The 14,390-nt window shown below is 70.2% G+C and carries 15 protein-coding genes and 1 pseudogene; 11 read left to right on the top strand and 5 right to left on the bottom strand.

Annotated features, from left to right (window positions below; translation table 11 throughout):
- The first annotated feature begins 254 nt into the window (after positions 1-254).
- Genes R4I43_RS20970 through R4I43_RS20960 form a run of 3 tightly spaced genes read left to right on the top strand, consistent with a single transcriptional unit; the run spans position 255 to position 3,088 of the window.
- Positions 255-542: a circadian clock KaiB family protein gene (locus R4I43_RS20970; protein WP_324267370.1), complete on the top strand. Its 288-nt coding sequence runs from the start codon at positions 255-257 to the stop codon at positions 540-542.
- Entirely contained in the window at positions 532-2,025 is a 1,494-nt protein-coding gene (gene kaiC, locus R4I43_RS20965) for a circadian clock protein KaiC (RefSeq protein ID WP_324267369.1), read from the top strand. Before R4I43_RS20970 ends, kaiC begins: the two co-directional genes overlap by 11 nt.
- A gap of 4 nt (positions 2,026-2,029) precedes the next feature.
- The gene (locus R4I43_RS20960) at positions 2,030-3,088 is read left to right on the top strand and encodes a PAS domain-containing sensor histidine kinase (RefSeq protein ID WP_324267368.1); all 1,059 of its coding nucleotides are present in this window, start codon (positions 2,030-2,032) and stop codon (positions 3,086-3,088) included.
- Positions 3,089-3,110: 22 nt separating this feature from the next.
- Here the strand turns inward: R4I43_RS20960 and R4I43_RS20955 are convergent, their stop codons facing one another.
- On the bottom strand, positions 3,111-4,109 hold the full coding sequence (locus R4I43_RS20955) for an Lrp/AsnC family transcriptional regulator (protein ID WP_324267367.1): 999 nt from the start codon (positions 4,107-4,109) through the stop codon (positions 3,111-3,113).
- Positions 4,110-4,227: 118 nt separating this feature from the next.
- Here R4I43_RS20955 and R4I43_RS20950 point away from each other — a divergent pair, with 118 nt between their 5' ends.
- The 4 genes from R4I43_RS20950 to R4I43_RS20935 are packed head-to-tail and all read left to right on the top strand — an operon-like array spanning position 4,228 to position 8,137.
- Positions 4,228-5,436 carry an amidohydrolase gene (locus R4I43_RS20950; RefSeq protein WP_324267366.1) on the top strand — a complete coding sequence of 403 codons (1,209 nt, stop codon included), beginning with the start codon at positions 4,228-4,230 and terminating at the stop codon, positions 5,434-5,436.
- On the top strand, positions 5,433-6,788 hold the full coding sequence (locus R4I43_RS20945) for an L-serine ammonia-lyase (protein ID WP_324267365.1): 1,356 nt from the start codon (positions 5,433-5,435) through the stop codon (positions 6,786-6,788). The genes R4I43_RS20950 and R4I43_RS20945 overlap by 4 nt, the downstream gene beginning before the upstream one ends.
- Before the next feature lie 39 nt (positions 6,789-6,827).
- Complete coding sequence (locus tag R4I43_RS20940) at positions 6,828-7,985, top strand: DUF3100 domain-containing protein (protein WP_324267364.1); 1,158 nt, start codon at positions 6,828-6,830, stop codon at positions 7,983-7,985.
- Entirely contained in the window at positions 7,982-8,137 is a 156-nt protein-coding gene (locus R4I43_RS20935; protein ID WP_324267363.1) for a hypothetical protein, read from the top strand. Before R4I43_RS20940 ends, R4I43_RS20935 begins: the two co-directional genes overlap by 4 nt.
- Positions 8,138-8,221: 84 nt before the next feature.
- Here the strand turns inward: R4I43_RS20935 and puuE are convergent, their stop codons facing one another.
- On the bottom strand, positions 8,222-9,184 hold the full coding sequence (gene puuE, locus R4I43_RS20930; RefSeq protein WP_324267362.1) for an allantoinase PuuE: 963 nt from the start codon (positions 9,182-9,184) through the stop codon (positions 8,222-8,224).
- A gap of 159 nt (positions 9,185-9,343) precedes the next feature.
- On the bottom strand, positions 9,344-9,634 hold the full coding sequence (locus R4I43_RS20925) for a DUF3040 domain-containing protein (protein WP_324267361.1): 291 nt from the start codon (positions 9,632-9,634) through the stop codon (positions 9,344-9,346).
- Between the two features lie 155 nt (positions 9,635-9,789).
- Between R4I43_RS20925 and R4I43_RS20920 the strand changes: the two genes are divergently transcribed.
- Positions 9,790-10,071, top strand: a complete 282-nt coding sequence (locus tag R4I43_RS20920; RefSeq protein ID WP_324267360.1) for a 4a-hydroxytetrahydrobiopterin dehydratase — start codon at positions 9,790-9,792, stop codon at positions 10,069-10,071.
- A gap of 7 nt (positions 10,072-10,078) precedes the next feature.
- Here R4I43_RS20920 and R4I43_RS20915 read toward each other — a convergent pair whose 3' ends face one another.
- A complete protein-coding gene (locus R4I43_RS20915) occupies positions 10,079-10,483 on the bottom strand; it encodes an ArsI/CadI family heavy metal resistance metalloenzyme (RefSeq protein WP_324267359.1) in 405 nt (134 codons plus the stop codon).
- 159 nt (positions 10,484-10,642) lie between these two features.
- Between R4I43_RS20915 and R4I43_RS20910 the strand changes: the two are divergent.
- Positions 10,643-10,900, top strand: a pseudogene (locus tag R4I43_RS20910) (arsenate-mycothiol transferase ArsC); the annotation flags it as partial.
- 13 nt (positions 10,901-10,913) lie between these two features.
- Positions 10,914-11,855: an aldo/keto reductase gene (locus R4I43_RS20905; protein ID WP_324267358.1), complete on the top strand. Its 942-nt coding sequence runs from the start codon at positions 10,914-10,916 to the stop codon at positions 11,853-11,855.
- Positions 11,856-11,874: 19 nt separating this feature from the next.
- Here the strand turns inward: R4I43_RS20905 and R4I43_RS20900 are convergent, their stop codons facing one another.
- Complete coding sequence (locus R4I43_RS20900; protein WP_324267357.1) at positions 11,875-12,393, bottom strand: hypothetical protein; 519 nt, start codon at positions 12,391-12,393, stop codon at positions 11,875-11,877.
- Between the two features lie 722 nt (positions 12,394-13,115).
- Between R4I43_RS20900 and R4I43_RS20895 the strand changes: the two genes are divergently transcribed.
- Positions 13,116-14,384 (top strand): M20 family metallo-hydrolase, encoded by a 1,269-nt coding sequence (locus R4I43_RS20895; RefSeq protein WP_324267356.1) that lies wholly within the window; start codon positions 13,116-13,118, stop codon positions 14,382-14,384.
- Positions 14,385-14,390 lie beyond the last annotated feature (6 nt).

Here is a 14,390-nt window from a genome sequence, read left to right as displayed (position 1 = left end):
GGAACCTCCTCCCCGATCGACGGACGACCGGTGCTGACCCCCGGGACTGTCGAGCTGGACTGCCCACTTTGCCGAGAACCTCGTTGATCCCAGTCTACGCCTGATGCCCCACACCAGGGGTTCGTGGAACGCGGTGCCGCGCTCGTTGGGGCACGATGGGGACACAGCCGGTCGGCGGCGGACGGCGCCGGCCCCTCAGTCCCAGATGGGCGAAAGCGCGTGGTCAGGTGGTCGAATTCTGGTTCAGGTTGTTCGTGGTCGGGCAGACGGAGCGCTCCCAGGCCGCGTGGACGAACCTGCGCTCGGTGTGCGAACGCCGGGTCCCCGGCCGCTACGAGATCGAGGTCGTCGACGCCGCCGAACGCCCGGACCTGGCCGGCGAGCTGCGGATCCTGGCGACCCCGACGGTGGTCCGGCTCGCTCCGCTGCCGCAACGACGGGTGATCGGGGACCTGTCCGACGAATACCGCATGACGACCGCGCTGGGCCTGCCCGAGACCGACGGGCATTCATCGGGAGGCGGTGCGGCTCGTGAGCGCTGAAGCGATCGAACGGCTCCCGACCGGCATCAGCGGTTTCGACCAGGTCGCGATGGGCGGCTTGCCCGCTGGGCGCTCCACGCTGGTGACCGGCACGACCGGCAGCGGCAAGACGCTCTTCGCCATCGAGTTCCTCGCCCACGGCATTCGCGATTCCAGCCAGGCCGGAGTTTTCGTCACGTTCGAGGAGACCGCCGCGGCCATCCGCAGCAACGCCGCGTCGCCGGGCCAGCCCATCGAGGAGTGGGAGAGCCAGGGTTGGTGGACCTTCGTCGACGCCTCGGCCGACATCGAAGAATCCGCAACCGTCGGCGACTACGACTTCGCCGCGCTGGTCGCCCGCGTCGAAGACGCGGTCCGGCGCACCGGAGCCACCCGCGTCGCGCTCGACTCGATCGGCGCGATCCTCACCCGGTTCAGCGATGCCGGGAACGTTCGCCAGGAACTGTTCCGCATCGCCGGGTCCCTGGAGAGGATCGGGGTCACCGCCGTGCTCACCGCGGAGCGCACCGTCGAGCACGACGGGGTGTCGATGCTGGGCGTCGAGGAGTTCGTGCTCAACAACGTGATCATCCTCCGCAACGTCCCGCGCGAGGAGCAGCGCCGCCGCACCGTCGAGATCGTCAAGTTCCGCGGCGCCGCGCACCGCACGGGGGAGTGGCTGTTCGCCATCGACCCGCAGGACGGGATCGTCGTCATGCACCTGGCGTTCCTCGGGCAACGCCCCCGCGCGTCGCGGCGGCGGGTGTCCTCCGGCACGCCCGGCCTCGACGAGATGTGCGGCGGTGGCTTCTACCGGGACGCGATGGCTCTGCTCAGCGGTTCTCCCGGCGCGGGCAAGACGCTGGTGGGACTGAGCTTCGCCGCCTCCTCGGTCCAAGCGCGCGAGCGATGCCTGCTCTACACCTTCGACGAGACCCGCGAGCAGCTCGTGCGCAACGCCGCCGGCTGGGGACTGGACCTCGACGCGATGGAGGAGACCGGGCTGCTGCGGGTGGTCTCGGAGTACCCGGAGGAGTCGTCGCTGGAGGACCACTTCATCCGGCTGCGGCGCACCGTCACCTCCTTCCGCCCCCACCGGATGGTGATCGACACGCTCTCGGCGCTGGAACGCATCACGACCCAGCGCGCGCTGCTCGACTTCCTCGTCGCCCTGGGCGCGGTGGTGCGCCCCCGCGAGATCACCACGTTGCTCACCTCGGCGGCGGGGCCGCGCCTGACGCCGTCGCTCACGCCCGAGGTCGCCGTGGAGATCGCCAGCCTCGTCGACGTCACGATCGCGCTCCGCGACTTCGAGCACGGCGGCGAGATCCGGCGGGCCATCGCCGTCGTCCAGGCCCGCGGGACCGCGCACGACCACCGCATCCGCCAGGTGGATGTCGACGATCGCGGCATGCACATCGGCGAACCCCTGCAGGCCGCCTCCGGTGCCCTGTTCGCGAACCCCGTGGTGCCCGAGCAGCCGCGGCGGCCGGCGGAGCAGTGACCTGATGAGCGAGAGCCCGAACGCTCAGCCCAGCGGAGACAGCGGAGCACGGGACCCCGGCGCGCCGCTGCGCGGCGGTGGCGACCGGGCGCTGGTGACGGCCTCCGCCGACGGGATCGTCGCGGTCGACCACAGCGGGATCATCCGGTTGTGCAACCCGGCCGCCGAGGCGCTGTTCGGCCGTTCGGCGGAGGAGCTCATCGGAAGCCCGTTCGGCTTCCCGGTGGTCGCCCAGGAGACCAGCGAGATCGACCTGCTCGCACCCGGCGGGCCGCCGCAGGTGGTCGAGATGCGCGTGACCACCACGGTCTGGCAGGGCGAGCGCATCCACGTCGCGGTACTGCACGACGTGACCCGCCGCAAGGAGGTCGAACGCGACCTCGAGCTCGCCCTGGAGCAGCAGACGACGATCGTCGCCGTCGCCGCCCACGAACTCCGCGCACCGGTCGCGGAGATCAAGTTGCTGGTGCACCTGCTCCGCGACCACCTGTCCGCGGACCGCGACGAGCGCGGTGGCGAGATCGTCGACCAGATCATCAAGCGCATGGACGGGCTCCAGGCGCTCATGCGCAAGCTCCTCACCGCCTCCCGGATCGACGCGGAGGAGGCCCGCGCCTTCCGCGAACCCGTGGCGGTGCTCGAGGCGATCCTCGAGAGGCTGGCCGACTTCGGCGACAAGACCCGGCACGTGACGGTCTCCTGCAGCCCGGACCTCGAGGCCTTCGTCGACCGCCAGGAGTTCTCCGAGATGCTCTCCAACTACCTGGAGAACGCCTTCATCCACGGGCGCCCGCCGGTGTCGGTCGAGGCGGTCGAGCGGTCGGGTTGGGTGGAGCTGCGGGTGTGCGACCGCGGACCGGGAGTCCCGGAGGAGTTCGTCGCCCGCGTGTTCCAGCGGTTCAGCCGGGAACCGAACACCAGCCGCGAGGTGAAGGGCACGGGCCTCGGGCTGTGGATAGTGCTCAGCCTCGCCAAGGCCAACGGCGGCAGCGCCTGGTACGAGCCGCACGAACCCGGCGGTGCCTGCTTCTGCCTCCGCCTCGCACTGCCACCGCAGCCGTGATCGGCAGCGGTCGTGCGCGGATTCACGGGCAGCGCCGCGTGTCCAGCGAGACCGAGCCGGTGGCGCAGCCGCGTTCGTCCAGCAGGCGGCCCACCAGCTTGACCGGGCGCACGGCGATGCTGCGGTCGATGACGTCGAGGTGGGGGAGGCCTCGGGTCATCTGGGTCTCGAGCTCCTGCACGTCGACCAGGGACCGCAGCCAGACGGCGATGATGAGGTTGTAGGGCCCGGCGGTCGAGGTCACGGAGCGGACCTCGGGGATCCGGGCCAGCGCGCGCCCGGTTTCGTCGAGGTGCGCGGTGGCGACCCGGGCGAAGAACCACGCGTAGACGGGCCACCCGGTCAACGTGCGGGCGAGTTCGCAGCGCAGGCGGAGCTGCTGGCTGGCGGTCAGCCGAGCGAGCCGTCGGCGGACCGTGCTGGCGCTGGTCGAAGCGGCTTCGGCCAGCTCTCTGATCGCGGCCCGCCCGTTGGCGGCAAGGGTGACGGCGATGGCCCAGTCCTCCTCGCCGGGCTGGCCCGCCGGCTGCTCGGCGGAATCGTTGGCTTCGCGCGCCATCCGCGCCAGCTGCTCCTGGTCGAGGGCGCGCAGCCGCCAGCGGCTGCCCTCGGTGTAGGTCTTGATGACCAGGTGGCTGCGCACGTGCCGCAGGTGCCGCACCCGGCTCATGCGTTCGAGCAGGTAGCTCGACAGCACCTCCGGGTTCGGCGCGCTCACCGTGACCAGCACGTCCCGCCCACCCGCGGTGACGTCCACCGTCATGGCCTGGGGGTCCTCGGCGAGCTCCGCGGCCACCGGCAGGCCCCGTCCCGGTTCGCACTCGATCTCGACGAAGGCGTTCGCCTGGTTGGGCGTGATCGGCGGGTACGCCGAGATCCACGCCTGCCCGTTGCGCTCCAAGCGCTCCCACCTGCGCGCAGCCGTGACCGGGTCGATCCCCACCACCCGGCCGACCAGGGACCACGAGGCGAGCGGCCGGATCTGCAAGGCGTTGACCAGAGCGAGGTCGACTTCGTCCACGGTGGCTGAATCTTGCATCAGGTCTCGAATTCTGGTGTGTTCCTGCAGTCAGTAGGCGAGAAGGGTCTCATCGCTGACCCTGCGTGTCCAGGTTGGAAAGCGGACCGGAGGAGTGGAAGTGACTGATCAGGGGCGAGGGTGCGCGCAGCGGGTGCGCGCCGAGCAGCAGGCGTGGCGGGACCGCCTCATCGAGCTCAGCCGCAGCCTGCACGACGAACCCGAGCTGGCCTTCGCCGAGCACCGGTCGGTGGAGAAGATCAGCGCGGTGCTCCGCGAGGCGGGCTTTGACCTCGAACCCGGACCGGCCGATGTGCCCACGGCGTTCTCGGCGGTGCGCGGCTCCGGGGAGCTGACGGTGGGGATCTGCGCCGAGTACGACGCGCTGCCGGACATCGGGCACGCGTGCGGCCACAACGTGATCGCCGCCGCGGCGGTGGGTGCCGCGATCGGGCTGGCGGCGGTCGCCGACGAGCTCGGGATCCGCGTGAAGCTGATCGGGACACCGGCCGAGGAGCACGGCGGCGGCAAAGTGCTGCTGCTCGAGCGGGGCGTGTTCGACGACGTCGCGGTGGCGATGATGGTCCACCCCTCGCAGCAGGACCTCCACCCGGCGGAGTTCTCCAGCCAGGCGGTGAGCAGGTTCGCCGTGACCTACACCGGACGGGCCTCGCACGCCGCCGCGGCACCGCACCTGGGCGTCAACGCCGGCGACGCCGCCGTGGTGGCCCAGGTCGCGATCGGACTGCTGCGCCAGCAGGTTCCCGACGAGTGCCGGATCGGGCTGTTCGTGCGCGAAGGCGGCACTGCCACCAACATCATCCCCGAGACCTCCGTGGTCGACTGCGAGGTGCGCTCGACCGACATCGAATCGCTGTCGGGGCTCAAGGAGCGCGTGCTGTCGTGCTTCTGGGCCGGTGCCGAGGCGACCGGCGCGGCGATGGACGTGGCGCCGACCGAACCGGACTACGCCGATCTGTGGCAGGAGCCGGCGATGTCGGAGCTCTTCGCGGGCCACATCAAGTCCCTCGGCAGGGAGCTGCAGGTCAACCGCACGATGCGGGGCGGATCGACGGACATGGGCAACGTGTCGCAGGTCGTTCCCAGCATCCACCCGTGTATCGCGATCCTTGGGTCCGAGAACCCGCCGCACACACGGGGTTTCGCCGAGGACGCCGGAACCCCGGCCGCGGACGCCGCCGTCGTGGACGGGGCCGCCGCGATGGCGCTCACCGCCGTGGACGTGGCCTCGGACGCCGTGCTGCGGGAGAAGTTCCTCGGCGAGCTCGCCGCCCGCACCAGCTCGGCAGCGGAGGGCGGCAGACCGTGAGCATCAGCGCGTTCGACCTGTTCAGCGTCGGGATCGGCCCGTCGAGCTCGCACACCAACGGCCCGATGATTGCGGCCCGCCGGTTCGTCGTCGAGCTCGACGAGGCCGGTCTGCTGGCCGGGGTCCGGTCGGTGCGGGTGGAGCTGTTCGGCTCGCTCGGCGCGACCGGACGCGGCCACGGCTCGGACAAGGCGGTCCTGCTGGGGTTGCTCGGCGAGCACCCCGGCACCGTCGACCCCGACGTCGTGGACGGGCAGGTCCGGCGCGTCCACGACAGCGGGCGGATCGAGCTGCTCGGTGCGCGCGGGATCGACTTCGACCCCGGCAGCGACCTGGTCCTGCACCGCGATCGGAGCTTGCCCGGGCACCCCAACGGACTGGTCTTCACGGCCTGGGCCGAGGACGGCGTCTCCGAGCGGACCTTCTACTCGGTCGGCGGCGGGTTCGTGGTGGCCGACGGCGAAACACCCGCCCAGGGCGGAGAAGTCCTGCCGCACCCGTTCGCCACCGCCGACGAGCTCATCGGGTGGTGCCGCCGGACCGGGTCCTCGATCAGCGACGTGGTGCTGGCCAACGAGACCGCGCGCCGCCCGGAACCCGAGGTGCGGCAAGGGCTCCTGGAGATCTGGTCGGCGATGCGCGACTGCGTGCGGCGCGGATGCGAGCGCGACGGCGAACTTCCGGGCGCGCTGCGGGTGCCGCGCCGAGCGGCCCGCTTGCGGACCCGGCTCGACCAGGGCGACGGTTCCGCCGACCCGCTGGGCGTGCAGGACTGGGTGAGCTTGTACGCCCTGGCGGTCAACGAGGAGAACGCCGCCGGCGGTCGCGTGGTGACCGCACCCACCAACGGTGCCGCCGGGATCATCCCGGCCGTCCTGCACTACTACACCCGCTTCGTGCCCGGCGCCGACGAGGACGGCGTGATCCGGTTCCTGCTGACCGCAGCGGCCGTCGGATCGCTGTGCAAGCAGGCGGCCTCGATCTCCGGAGCCGAGGTCGGGTGCCAGGGCGAGGTCGGCTCCGCCTGCTCGATGGCGGCGGCGGGACTGGCCGAGGTGCTGGGCGGAACGCCCGAGCAGGTCGAGAACGCCGCCGAGATCGGCATGGAGCACCACCTCGGCCTCACCTGCGACCCGGTCGGCGGCCTGGTGCAGATCCCGTGCATCGAGCGCAACGCCGTGGCCGCCAACACCGCGATCATGGCCGCGCGCATCGCGCTCAACGACGAGGGCACGCACGTCGTGTCGCTGGACACCGTGCTGAAGACGATGCGCGAGACCGGCGCCGACATGAGCCACCGCTACAAGGAGACGGCGCTGGGCGGGCTCGCCCTCAACGTCGTCGCCTGCTGAACCCAACCGCCCCTTCCAGAACGTCCAGGGAGGACGAAGATGTCCGACAACACCACCGCGGTGCGCGAGCGGTCCGTCCGCGCCCGCGGAATGCGACCGGGTCTGCTCGTGCTGACCCTGATCGCGCTCGTGCTGACCGCCGCCGCCGAGCTGATCAGCAGCCACAAGGTCAAGATCGGCCCCGGTGCCATCACCTTGTTCCCCATCATCTGGGGTCTGCTGCTCGGCGCGGCGGTGCGCATCCAGCGGATCCGGCCGGTGCCGGTCCGGCTGCAGCGCGCCGCCACCCACGTCGTCGAAGTGGGCGTGCTGCTGCTCGGCGTGCGGTTGTGCTTCGTGGTGGGCCACGAGCTGCCGGTGCTCAAGGAGGCGAGCGCCGCGCTGCTGTTCCAGGAGATCGGCCACCTCTTCGGCACGATCGCCCTGTCGCTGCCGCTGGCGGTGATGCTCAAGATGGGTCGTTCGGCGGTCGGGGCGTGCTTCTCCATCGACCGCGAATCGTCGTTCGCGATGGTCTCGGAGCGGTTCGGCCCGGATTCCGAGGAGTACCGGGGCGTTCTCGGCATGTACATCTTCGGCAGCGTCGTCGGCGCGCTCTACGTCACGCTGCTGGCCAGCGTGCTGGCGGGAACCGGCTGGCTCAGCCCGCTGGCGCTGGCGATGGGCACCGGCGTGGGCTCGGGTTCGGTCATGGCCGCCTCGTCGGCCGCGATCGCCGCCCAATTCCCCGAGATGGCCGACCAGATCGTCGCCCTGGCGGCGGTGAGCAACCTGGTGACCACGCTCCTCGGCGTCTACGTCGGGATGTTCGTCGCGCTGCCCCTGGCCGACCGCTTCTACCGGTTGCTGACCAGGAGGACCGGCCCGGTTCCGGCCGCCGAGGCGCCGGAGCCGCAGGCGGTGCCCGAACCGGAGGAGGCGGAGACCTCCCGGGTGCACCCGCTGGCGGCCATCGGCATCGCGCTGGGGGGATGCTCGTGGCCAACGTCGTCTACTCGGGCGGGTTCGACCCGCGCGCGCTGCTCGGCTTCGCGCTCGTCAGCGCCGTGGTGCTGCTCGGGCTGGCGATCAAGAAGCTCACCAAGCTGCCCGCGGTGGTGGGCAGTTCCGTGCTGGCGATCCTGGTCACCTCGCCGATCTCGCCGGTCGCCGACGTGGTGCTGTCCCTGGTGGACCCGGTGGAGTTCCTGGCCATGACCACGCCGATCCTGGTCTTCGCCGGGCTCAGCATCGGCAAGGACCTGCCCGCGCTCAAGCGGATGGGCTGGAAGATCGTCCCCGTCGGGATGGTGTCCTTCGCCGCGAGCTTCCTGGTCTCCGCCCTCATCGCCCAGTTCTTCCTGGGCTGAGGCCCGCGCGCAACGCACGCCGCCCGGTGAGTCCGACCGTGATGGTCGGGCTCGCCGGGCGGTGCTGCGCCGTCGGCCGAGGGGTCAGGCGGTGGGGGCGGGGTGGTTCTCCACCCAGTGCCGGGCGATCTCGCCGCGGGTGGTGACCCACACGTCGTCCTTGCTGGTGATGTGCTCCAGGAAGCGGCGCAGCGCGGTCAGCCGGCCGGGGCGGCCGACCATGCGGCAGTGCAGCCCGATGCTCATCATCTTCGGACGCGCCAGCCCGTTCGGGTCGCCCTCCTCGTAGAGGACGTCGAACTGGTCGCGCAGGTAGCGGTAGAACGGTTCCGCGTCGCTGTAGCCCTGGGGGAGTCCGAAGCGCATGTCGTTGCAGTCGAGCGTGTAGGGCACGACGAGGTGCTGCTTCTTGTCCCCGCTGGAGCTCTCGACCTGCATCCAGAACGGCAGGTCGTCGCCGTAGTAGTCGGAGTCGTAGAGCAGGCGGCCGTCGTCGACGACGAGCCGCCGCGTGTTCGGCGAGTCGCGGCCGGTGTACCAGCCCAGCGGCATCCCGCCGGTCAGCTCCTGCACGATCTCGAGCGCCTGCTCCATGTGGGCGCGCTCGAGGTCTTCCGGGACCTCCTGGTAGTGGATCCACTTCAGCCCGTGGCAGGCGATCTCGTGACCGCGCTTGAGGAACGCCTCGGTGACGGCGGGGTTGCGCTGCAGCGCGGTGGCCACGCCGAAGACGGTCAGCGGCAGGCGGAAGCGGTCGAACTCGCGCAGCACCCGCCAGACGCCCTGACGGGACCCGTACTCGTAGATGCCGTCCATCGACATGTGGCGGTCCGGGTACGGGGTGGGGTTGAACATCTCGGAGAGGAAGGTCTCGGCGGCCGGGTCGCCGTGCAGGACGTTGTTCTCGCCGCCCTCCTCGTAGTTCAGGACGAACTGCACCGCGGTGCGCGCGCCCCCGGGCCACTTCGGGTCGTACCCGTCCTCCCCGTACCCGAGCAGGTCTCGCGGGTACTCAGCGGTGCTGTCGTAGAAGTACGAAGATGACATGACGACCTTCCGGATCTTGCGGGGGAACCAGCAGGAAGCCGCGCGGAAAACGACCCCTGACACGCAACGCGTACGTTAGTACAACAATCGCGAATTCCTCAAGAAGGAAGTTCGGTTCCACCGTCCGGAATTATCGTCGTGTATTCGTCGCCGAAGCGATCAGTGCGGCGGGCTCCACCCGCTCGGCCCCTCTCGGGACTTGACGGTCCAGCCCTGGGACAGGAGCAGGGCTGCGGCCAGGAGTGCGGTGGTGAAGAAGGCGGTGGCTTCGCCGAGGGCGAGGCACAGGACCGCCAGCGTCGCTGCCGCGAGCGCCAGGGCTCTGCGGGTGTTCAGCCAGGTGCGGAAGCGGCCGCGGGTTTTGGTCATCTCGCCGGCGAGCGCGGGGTCTTCGGTGCGCAGCTGGCGCTCCATTTCCCCGAGGATGCGGCGTTCATGTGGTTGAAGCATGGCGTCCTCCGGCGGTCGGCCGACCCGTTGAGGCCACCATCGCGACTCCGGCTCGGAACGGGAAGGGACGAAGGCCCTGATCCGGCGACACCGAGCCGACCGGGCGAGAAGTAGACTCGGCGTCGTCGACCACCCCCGGGTCGGAAGGAGTCGCGATGCTCAGCGACGAGCAGGTGGCCCGCGTCCTGCCGGACCTGACCGGCTGGACCGGTGACGCGCGTTCGATCAGCCGGACCTGGACGTTGAAGGGCTTCAACGGGGCCGTGCAGCTGGCGAACGTGGTGGCCTGGGTCGCCAACCGGGCCAACCACCACCCCGACATCCGCATCCACGACTACAAGTGCGTGACCGTCACCTCCCTCACCCACGACGAAGGCGGGACGACCGAGCACGACGTCGCGCTCGCCCGCCGCCTCAACGACGTCCTGGACGCCTGATCGCCGGTCACGCGCAGCAGGTCTCCGCTGATGCGCCGAAGGTCTGCGAATCGGCCTTGACGACGTAGACCTCCCACGGTTCGCGGCCGGGGCCGTGCACCCACACCTTGTCCTGCCGGGCGTAGCAGCAGGTGGTGTCCTGCTCGGCCTCGGTGGGCAGCCCGAGCGCCTCGAGCCGGTCGGTGGCGTTGCCGACCTGTTCGGTGCTGTCGACCTCCACGCCCAGGTGGTCCAGGGCGGTGTCCTGCCCGGGCTCGCCCTCGAGGAGGACGAGCTTGAGCGGCGGGTCGGCGATGGCGAAGTTGGCGTAACCGGGCCGCAGCTTGGCCGGTTCGGCGCCGAAGAGCTTCGAGTAGAACGCGATGGAACCCTCCAGGTCGCCCACGCGGAGCGCCAGTTGCATGCGGGACATCTCTGCTCCCTTGGTTCGAGAAATGTCTGGGGCAATGACCAGTTTGCTCCTCTGTTTCGATGGATGTCAATATAGAAACAGGTCGAAACAGGCTGGTGGGGAGCTGTGCTGCTCACCGGAGGTGCGCGAGCCGCTGGGCGCCGAGCAAGCCGGGTCGCCGCGGGGGTGGAGGTGATGGCGGAGCTCGGTCTGGACCTGCCCCAGGAGATCCCGAAGAAGCTCACCACCGGCGCCGTCGAGGCCTCCGACGTCGTCATCACGATGGGCTGCAGGAATGCCTGCCCGGTGTTCTCCGGCAAGTGCTACCTCGACTGGGAGCTCACCGATCCCGCGGGGAAGGGAGTCGGGGCCGTCCGCGCGATCCGTGGTGAAATCGACCGACGGGTCCGGGAGCTCCTGGACGAACTCGTGCGGTGAGGTGACACGACCTATGCGGACCGTTCCGCTCGGAACGACTCAGGCGCCCAACATCATCTCGGGGATGATGCGGATCGCGGACAAGACCGATGAGCAGATCCGCGAGATCTACACCGCGGCCCGCGAGGCCGGGATCGACTTCTTCGACCACGCGGACCTGTACGGGTTCCGGCATCCGGGCGGTGGAACGCACTGGTGCGAGCGGAGGTTCGGCGAGGCGCTGGGGCTCTCCAGCGCCGAGCGCGAGCAGATCACCTTGCAGACCAAGACCAGCATCGTGGACGAGGAGTGGCACTACGACTCCTCCTACGAGCACATCGTGTCCTCCGCGGAGGGTTCGCTGCGGGCGCTGGGCACGGACCACATCGACGTGCTGCTGCTGCACCGCCCGGACGCCCTGGTCGAGCCGGAGGAGGTCGCGCGCGCCTTCGACCACCTCGAATCCACGGGCAAAGTGCGGAGTTTCGGCGTCTCCAACCACACCCCGCGCCAGATCGACCTGCTGAAGACCGCGGTGCGGCAGCCGATCGTGGCCAACCAGGTGCAGCTGTCGGTGACGCACGCGGCGATCGTGGCGCAGGGCCTGGCGGCCAACACGGCCGACGACGACGCGATCACCCGCGACAGCGGTGGCCTCGTCGAGCACTCCCGCATCAACGGCATCACCCTCCAGGCCTGGTCGCCGTTCCAGAAGGGCGCCCAGGGCGGGGTCTTCCTCGGAGACCCCGACCACCCGGAGCTCAACGCGCTGCTGGACGAGCTCGCCGCCAAGTACGACGTCACCCCGATCGCCATCGCCACCGCCTGGATCACCCGCCACCCCGCGGGCATGCAGGTCGTCCTCGGCACCACCACCCCACAACGCATCACCGACGCCGCAGCCGGTTCGGACATCCGCCTCACCCGAGGCGAGTGGTACGGACTCCTGCGGGCAGCGGGCCACCGGGTGCCCTGAGCGACCCGCGTCCGCGGGACTACTCGACCCGTCCCTCCGGAAGTCGGCGCTGTGCCCGGAGCCGCCGGGGCTCTGGATCGAGGTGCGGCGGAGGTCGGTCGCGGACGAGGGCGGCGAGCTGCTCGAGCGTGGTGGCGAGCGCTTCGCGCTCCTCCGGGCCGCAACGTCCCGCCAGCAGGTGGTGCGCTGTGTCGTCGAGCAGCCATTGCGCCTTGCGGAGCACGACGGCGAGCTCCCTGTCGTCGGACGTCCCGCCGGCAGGGGTCGAGGGCACGGGCTCGGTGGTGGTGTTGATCGCTGCGGTCAGCTTCATCAGGCACGCGGTGCACGGCGCCGCGGGAGGCGCTTTGTCGGGGCCTGCCGCTTCGCCCGGCCCCGCAGCGCGTTCGACGTCGCTCGCGGAGAACTCCTGCCCGCACCACGACTGGATCTCGCCCTGGAAACCGGGCGCAGCGGCGCAATGGGTGACCCGGTGGAAATCGGACACCACGTCGCTCCGGTACTGGAACCACAAGGCCCGTTCCGCTGATTCGTGCACGTGCTTCTCCGTTCCGGGGTGACCGCGGCCAGGAGGGGGGGATCCTGGCCGCGGTCTGCATCCGGCGGCGAGCGGGGAAGTGCGCTCAACTCCACCGGAAAGCCTTTCGCGACTGCTCGTGTCCGAGGATTCAGCGGTGCGGTCTCGACCGAGTCCAAGGGGCCGAAGAGTCCTCGTTCGTGAAGTCAGGCTAACTCCGGAAAACCCGTTCCTGGCAATCGTTTCGAACATTACGATTGGGCGGTTAAGTGGAATGCCTTGTTGCTGCTTCTCCGGACCGGACGTGTCTGAGCTGGTGGTGTCGCGCATTCCAGCGTGCGCACCCACGTGTTGCTGCTTCATTCCAGGAGCGCTTTCAAGGGAGAAAATGCTGCTGGGGAAGAATTTTCCCGCGGCCCGGATTGAAGACGTTCGTTCGTGAAGGAAATGAATTTGTTGATTGGATTTCGCCGCACGAAGTGGTAGTGAACTGATCCTTTCGCGGAACGGGTTCGAAGTTCGATGATCCGGCAGTCAGCCGTTCCTGAACGCAGTACACCACACGGCGGCGGAGAACGCGGAAAACGAATGGGGTCGTGGAGGTTCCGAAATCGATGAAGAACGGGAGCAGCGCCCGGTGTTGACCGTTCCTGGCGGTTTTCGGCTGTTTTTTGTGCGCCAGTCGTTGCCCCCTGCTCGTGCGGAGACCTAGCGTCGGGGTGGGTCACTGGGAGGTGGGTGCGGTGGACGTCGAGCTGCTGGAACCGGACCGGGAACGGTTGTGGTCGCACGTGCACGAGCTCGCCGAGTTCGCCGAGCCCGACTCGGCGGGCTGGACGCGCCGCTTGTTCAGCGAGCCCTACCGCGCTTCGCGCGAGTGGGTCCGCGCGCACATGCGGGACGCCGGGCTGGAGGTCTTCACCGACCCCGCGGGCAACATCGTCGGCAGATGTCCGGGGCGTCTCGGTGGACCTCCGCTGGTCACCGGTTCGCACACCGACACCGTCGCGGGCGGCGGCCGGTTCGACGGTGTCGTCGGCGCGCTCGGAGCGGTCGAGGTGGTGCGCAGGTTGCGCGAGACCGGTACCGAGCTCGACCACGACCTGCTGGTGGTCGACTTCCTCGGCGAGGAGGCCAATCCCCACTCCGGCACCTGCCTGGGCAGCCAGGCGGCCACCGGGGTCCTCACCGCCGACCACCTCGACCTGCGGGACGGGAAGGGCGCGCGGCTCGGCGACGCCCTCCAGGGCTTCGGCATCGATCCCGGAGGCATGCTGCGCCCCAGCTGGGCCGTCACCCCCTTGCACGGCTACGTCGAGCTGCACATCGAGCAGGGCCCCACGCTGCGGCGACGAGACGTCGGGATCGGAGTGGTCACCGCCATCGTCGGCATCGAACGACTGCTCGCCACCTTCGTCGGCCGCGCCGACCACGCCGGTACTCGCCGCATGGGTGACCGCAAGGACGCCTTGGTGGCGGCGGCGAAGACGGTGCTGGCCGTGGAGCGCATCGGCTGCACGGGGCCGGAGGCGGCGGTCGCGACCTGCGGCACGCTCGACGTCGAACCCGCCGCGGAGAACGTCGTTCCCGGGCGTGCCGTGCTCGCCGCCGAGTTCCGCTCGGACGACCGGGAGTGGCTCTCCGGAGTGCAGCGGCGCGTCGCCGGCGAGATCGGCAGGCTCGCCGCCGAGAACGGGGTCGAGGCGCTGCTGGACTGGACTTCGGACAACGACGTCGTCCCCACCGCCGCCAGCGTGCAGGACCTGACGGCGAACGCGGCCGACGAACTGGGGCTGCCGTGGCTGGCGATGCCCAGCGCGGCGGGTCACGACGCCGCGCACCTCGCGGCGCGCTGCCCGACGGGAATGATCTTCGTGCCGTCCCACGACGGCCGCAGCCACTGCCCGGAGGAGTGGACCGAGCCCGACGAGATCGCCACCGGGGTGCACTTGCTCGCCGCGACCTTGCTGCGCATGGACCAGCGCAGTTCCGTGGACGCGGAGTTCAGCTGACGGCGA

The sequence above is a fragment of the Saccharopolyspora mangrovi genome, assembly GCF_035320975.1.
In the GTDB taxonomy this organism is placed as follows: Bacteria; Actinomycetota; Actinomycetes; order Mycobacteriales; family Pseudonocardiaceae; genus Saccharopolyspora; species Saccharopolyspora mangrovi.
Note: the sequence above shows the minus strand (reverse complement) of the source record. Positions and strands in the feature narration are given on the sequence as shown.

What these genes read in the sequence shown, in the direction of transcription:
- R4I43_RS20960 (WP_324267368.1), top strand. Translation starts at nt 2,030, where the DNA reads ATGAGCGAGAGCCCGAACGCTCAGCCCAGCGGAGACAGCGGAGCACGG.
- R4I43_RS20940 (WP_324267364.1), top strand. Translation starts at nt 6,828, where the DNA reads ATGTCCGACAACACCACCGCGGTGCGCGAGCGGTCCGTCCGCGCCCGC.
- R4I43_RS20935 (WP_324267363.1), top strand. Translation starts at nt 7,982, where the DNA reads ATGACCACGCCGATCCTGGTCTTCGCCGGGCTCAGCATCGGCAAGGAC.
- puuE (WP_324267362.1), bottom strand. Translation starts at nt 9,184, where the DNA reads ATGTCATCTTCGTACTTCTACGACAGCACCGCTGAGTACCCGCGAGAC.
- R4I43_RS20925 (WP_324267361.1), bottom strand. Translation starts at nt 9,634, where the DNA reads ATGCTTCAACCACATGAACGCCGCATCCTCGGGGAAATGGAGCGCCAG.
- R4I43_RS20920 (WP_324267360.1), top strand. Translation starts at nt 9,790, where the DNA reads ATGCTCAGCGACGAGCAGGTGGCCCGCGTCCTGCCGGACCTGACCGGC.
- R4I43_RS20915 (WP_324267359.1), bottom strand. Translation starts at nt 10,483, where the DNA reads ATGTCCCGCATGCAACTGGCGCTCCGCGTGGGCGACCTGGAGGGTTCC.
- R4I43_RS20905 (WP_324267358.1), top strand. Translation starts at nt 10,914, where the DNA reads ATGCGGACCGTTCCGCTCGGAACGACTCAGGCGCCCAACATCATCTCG.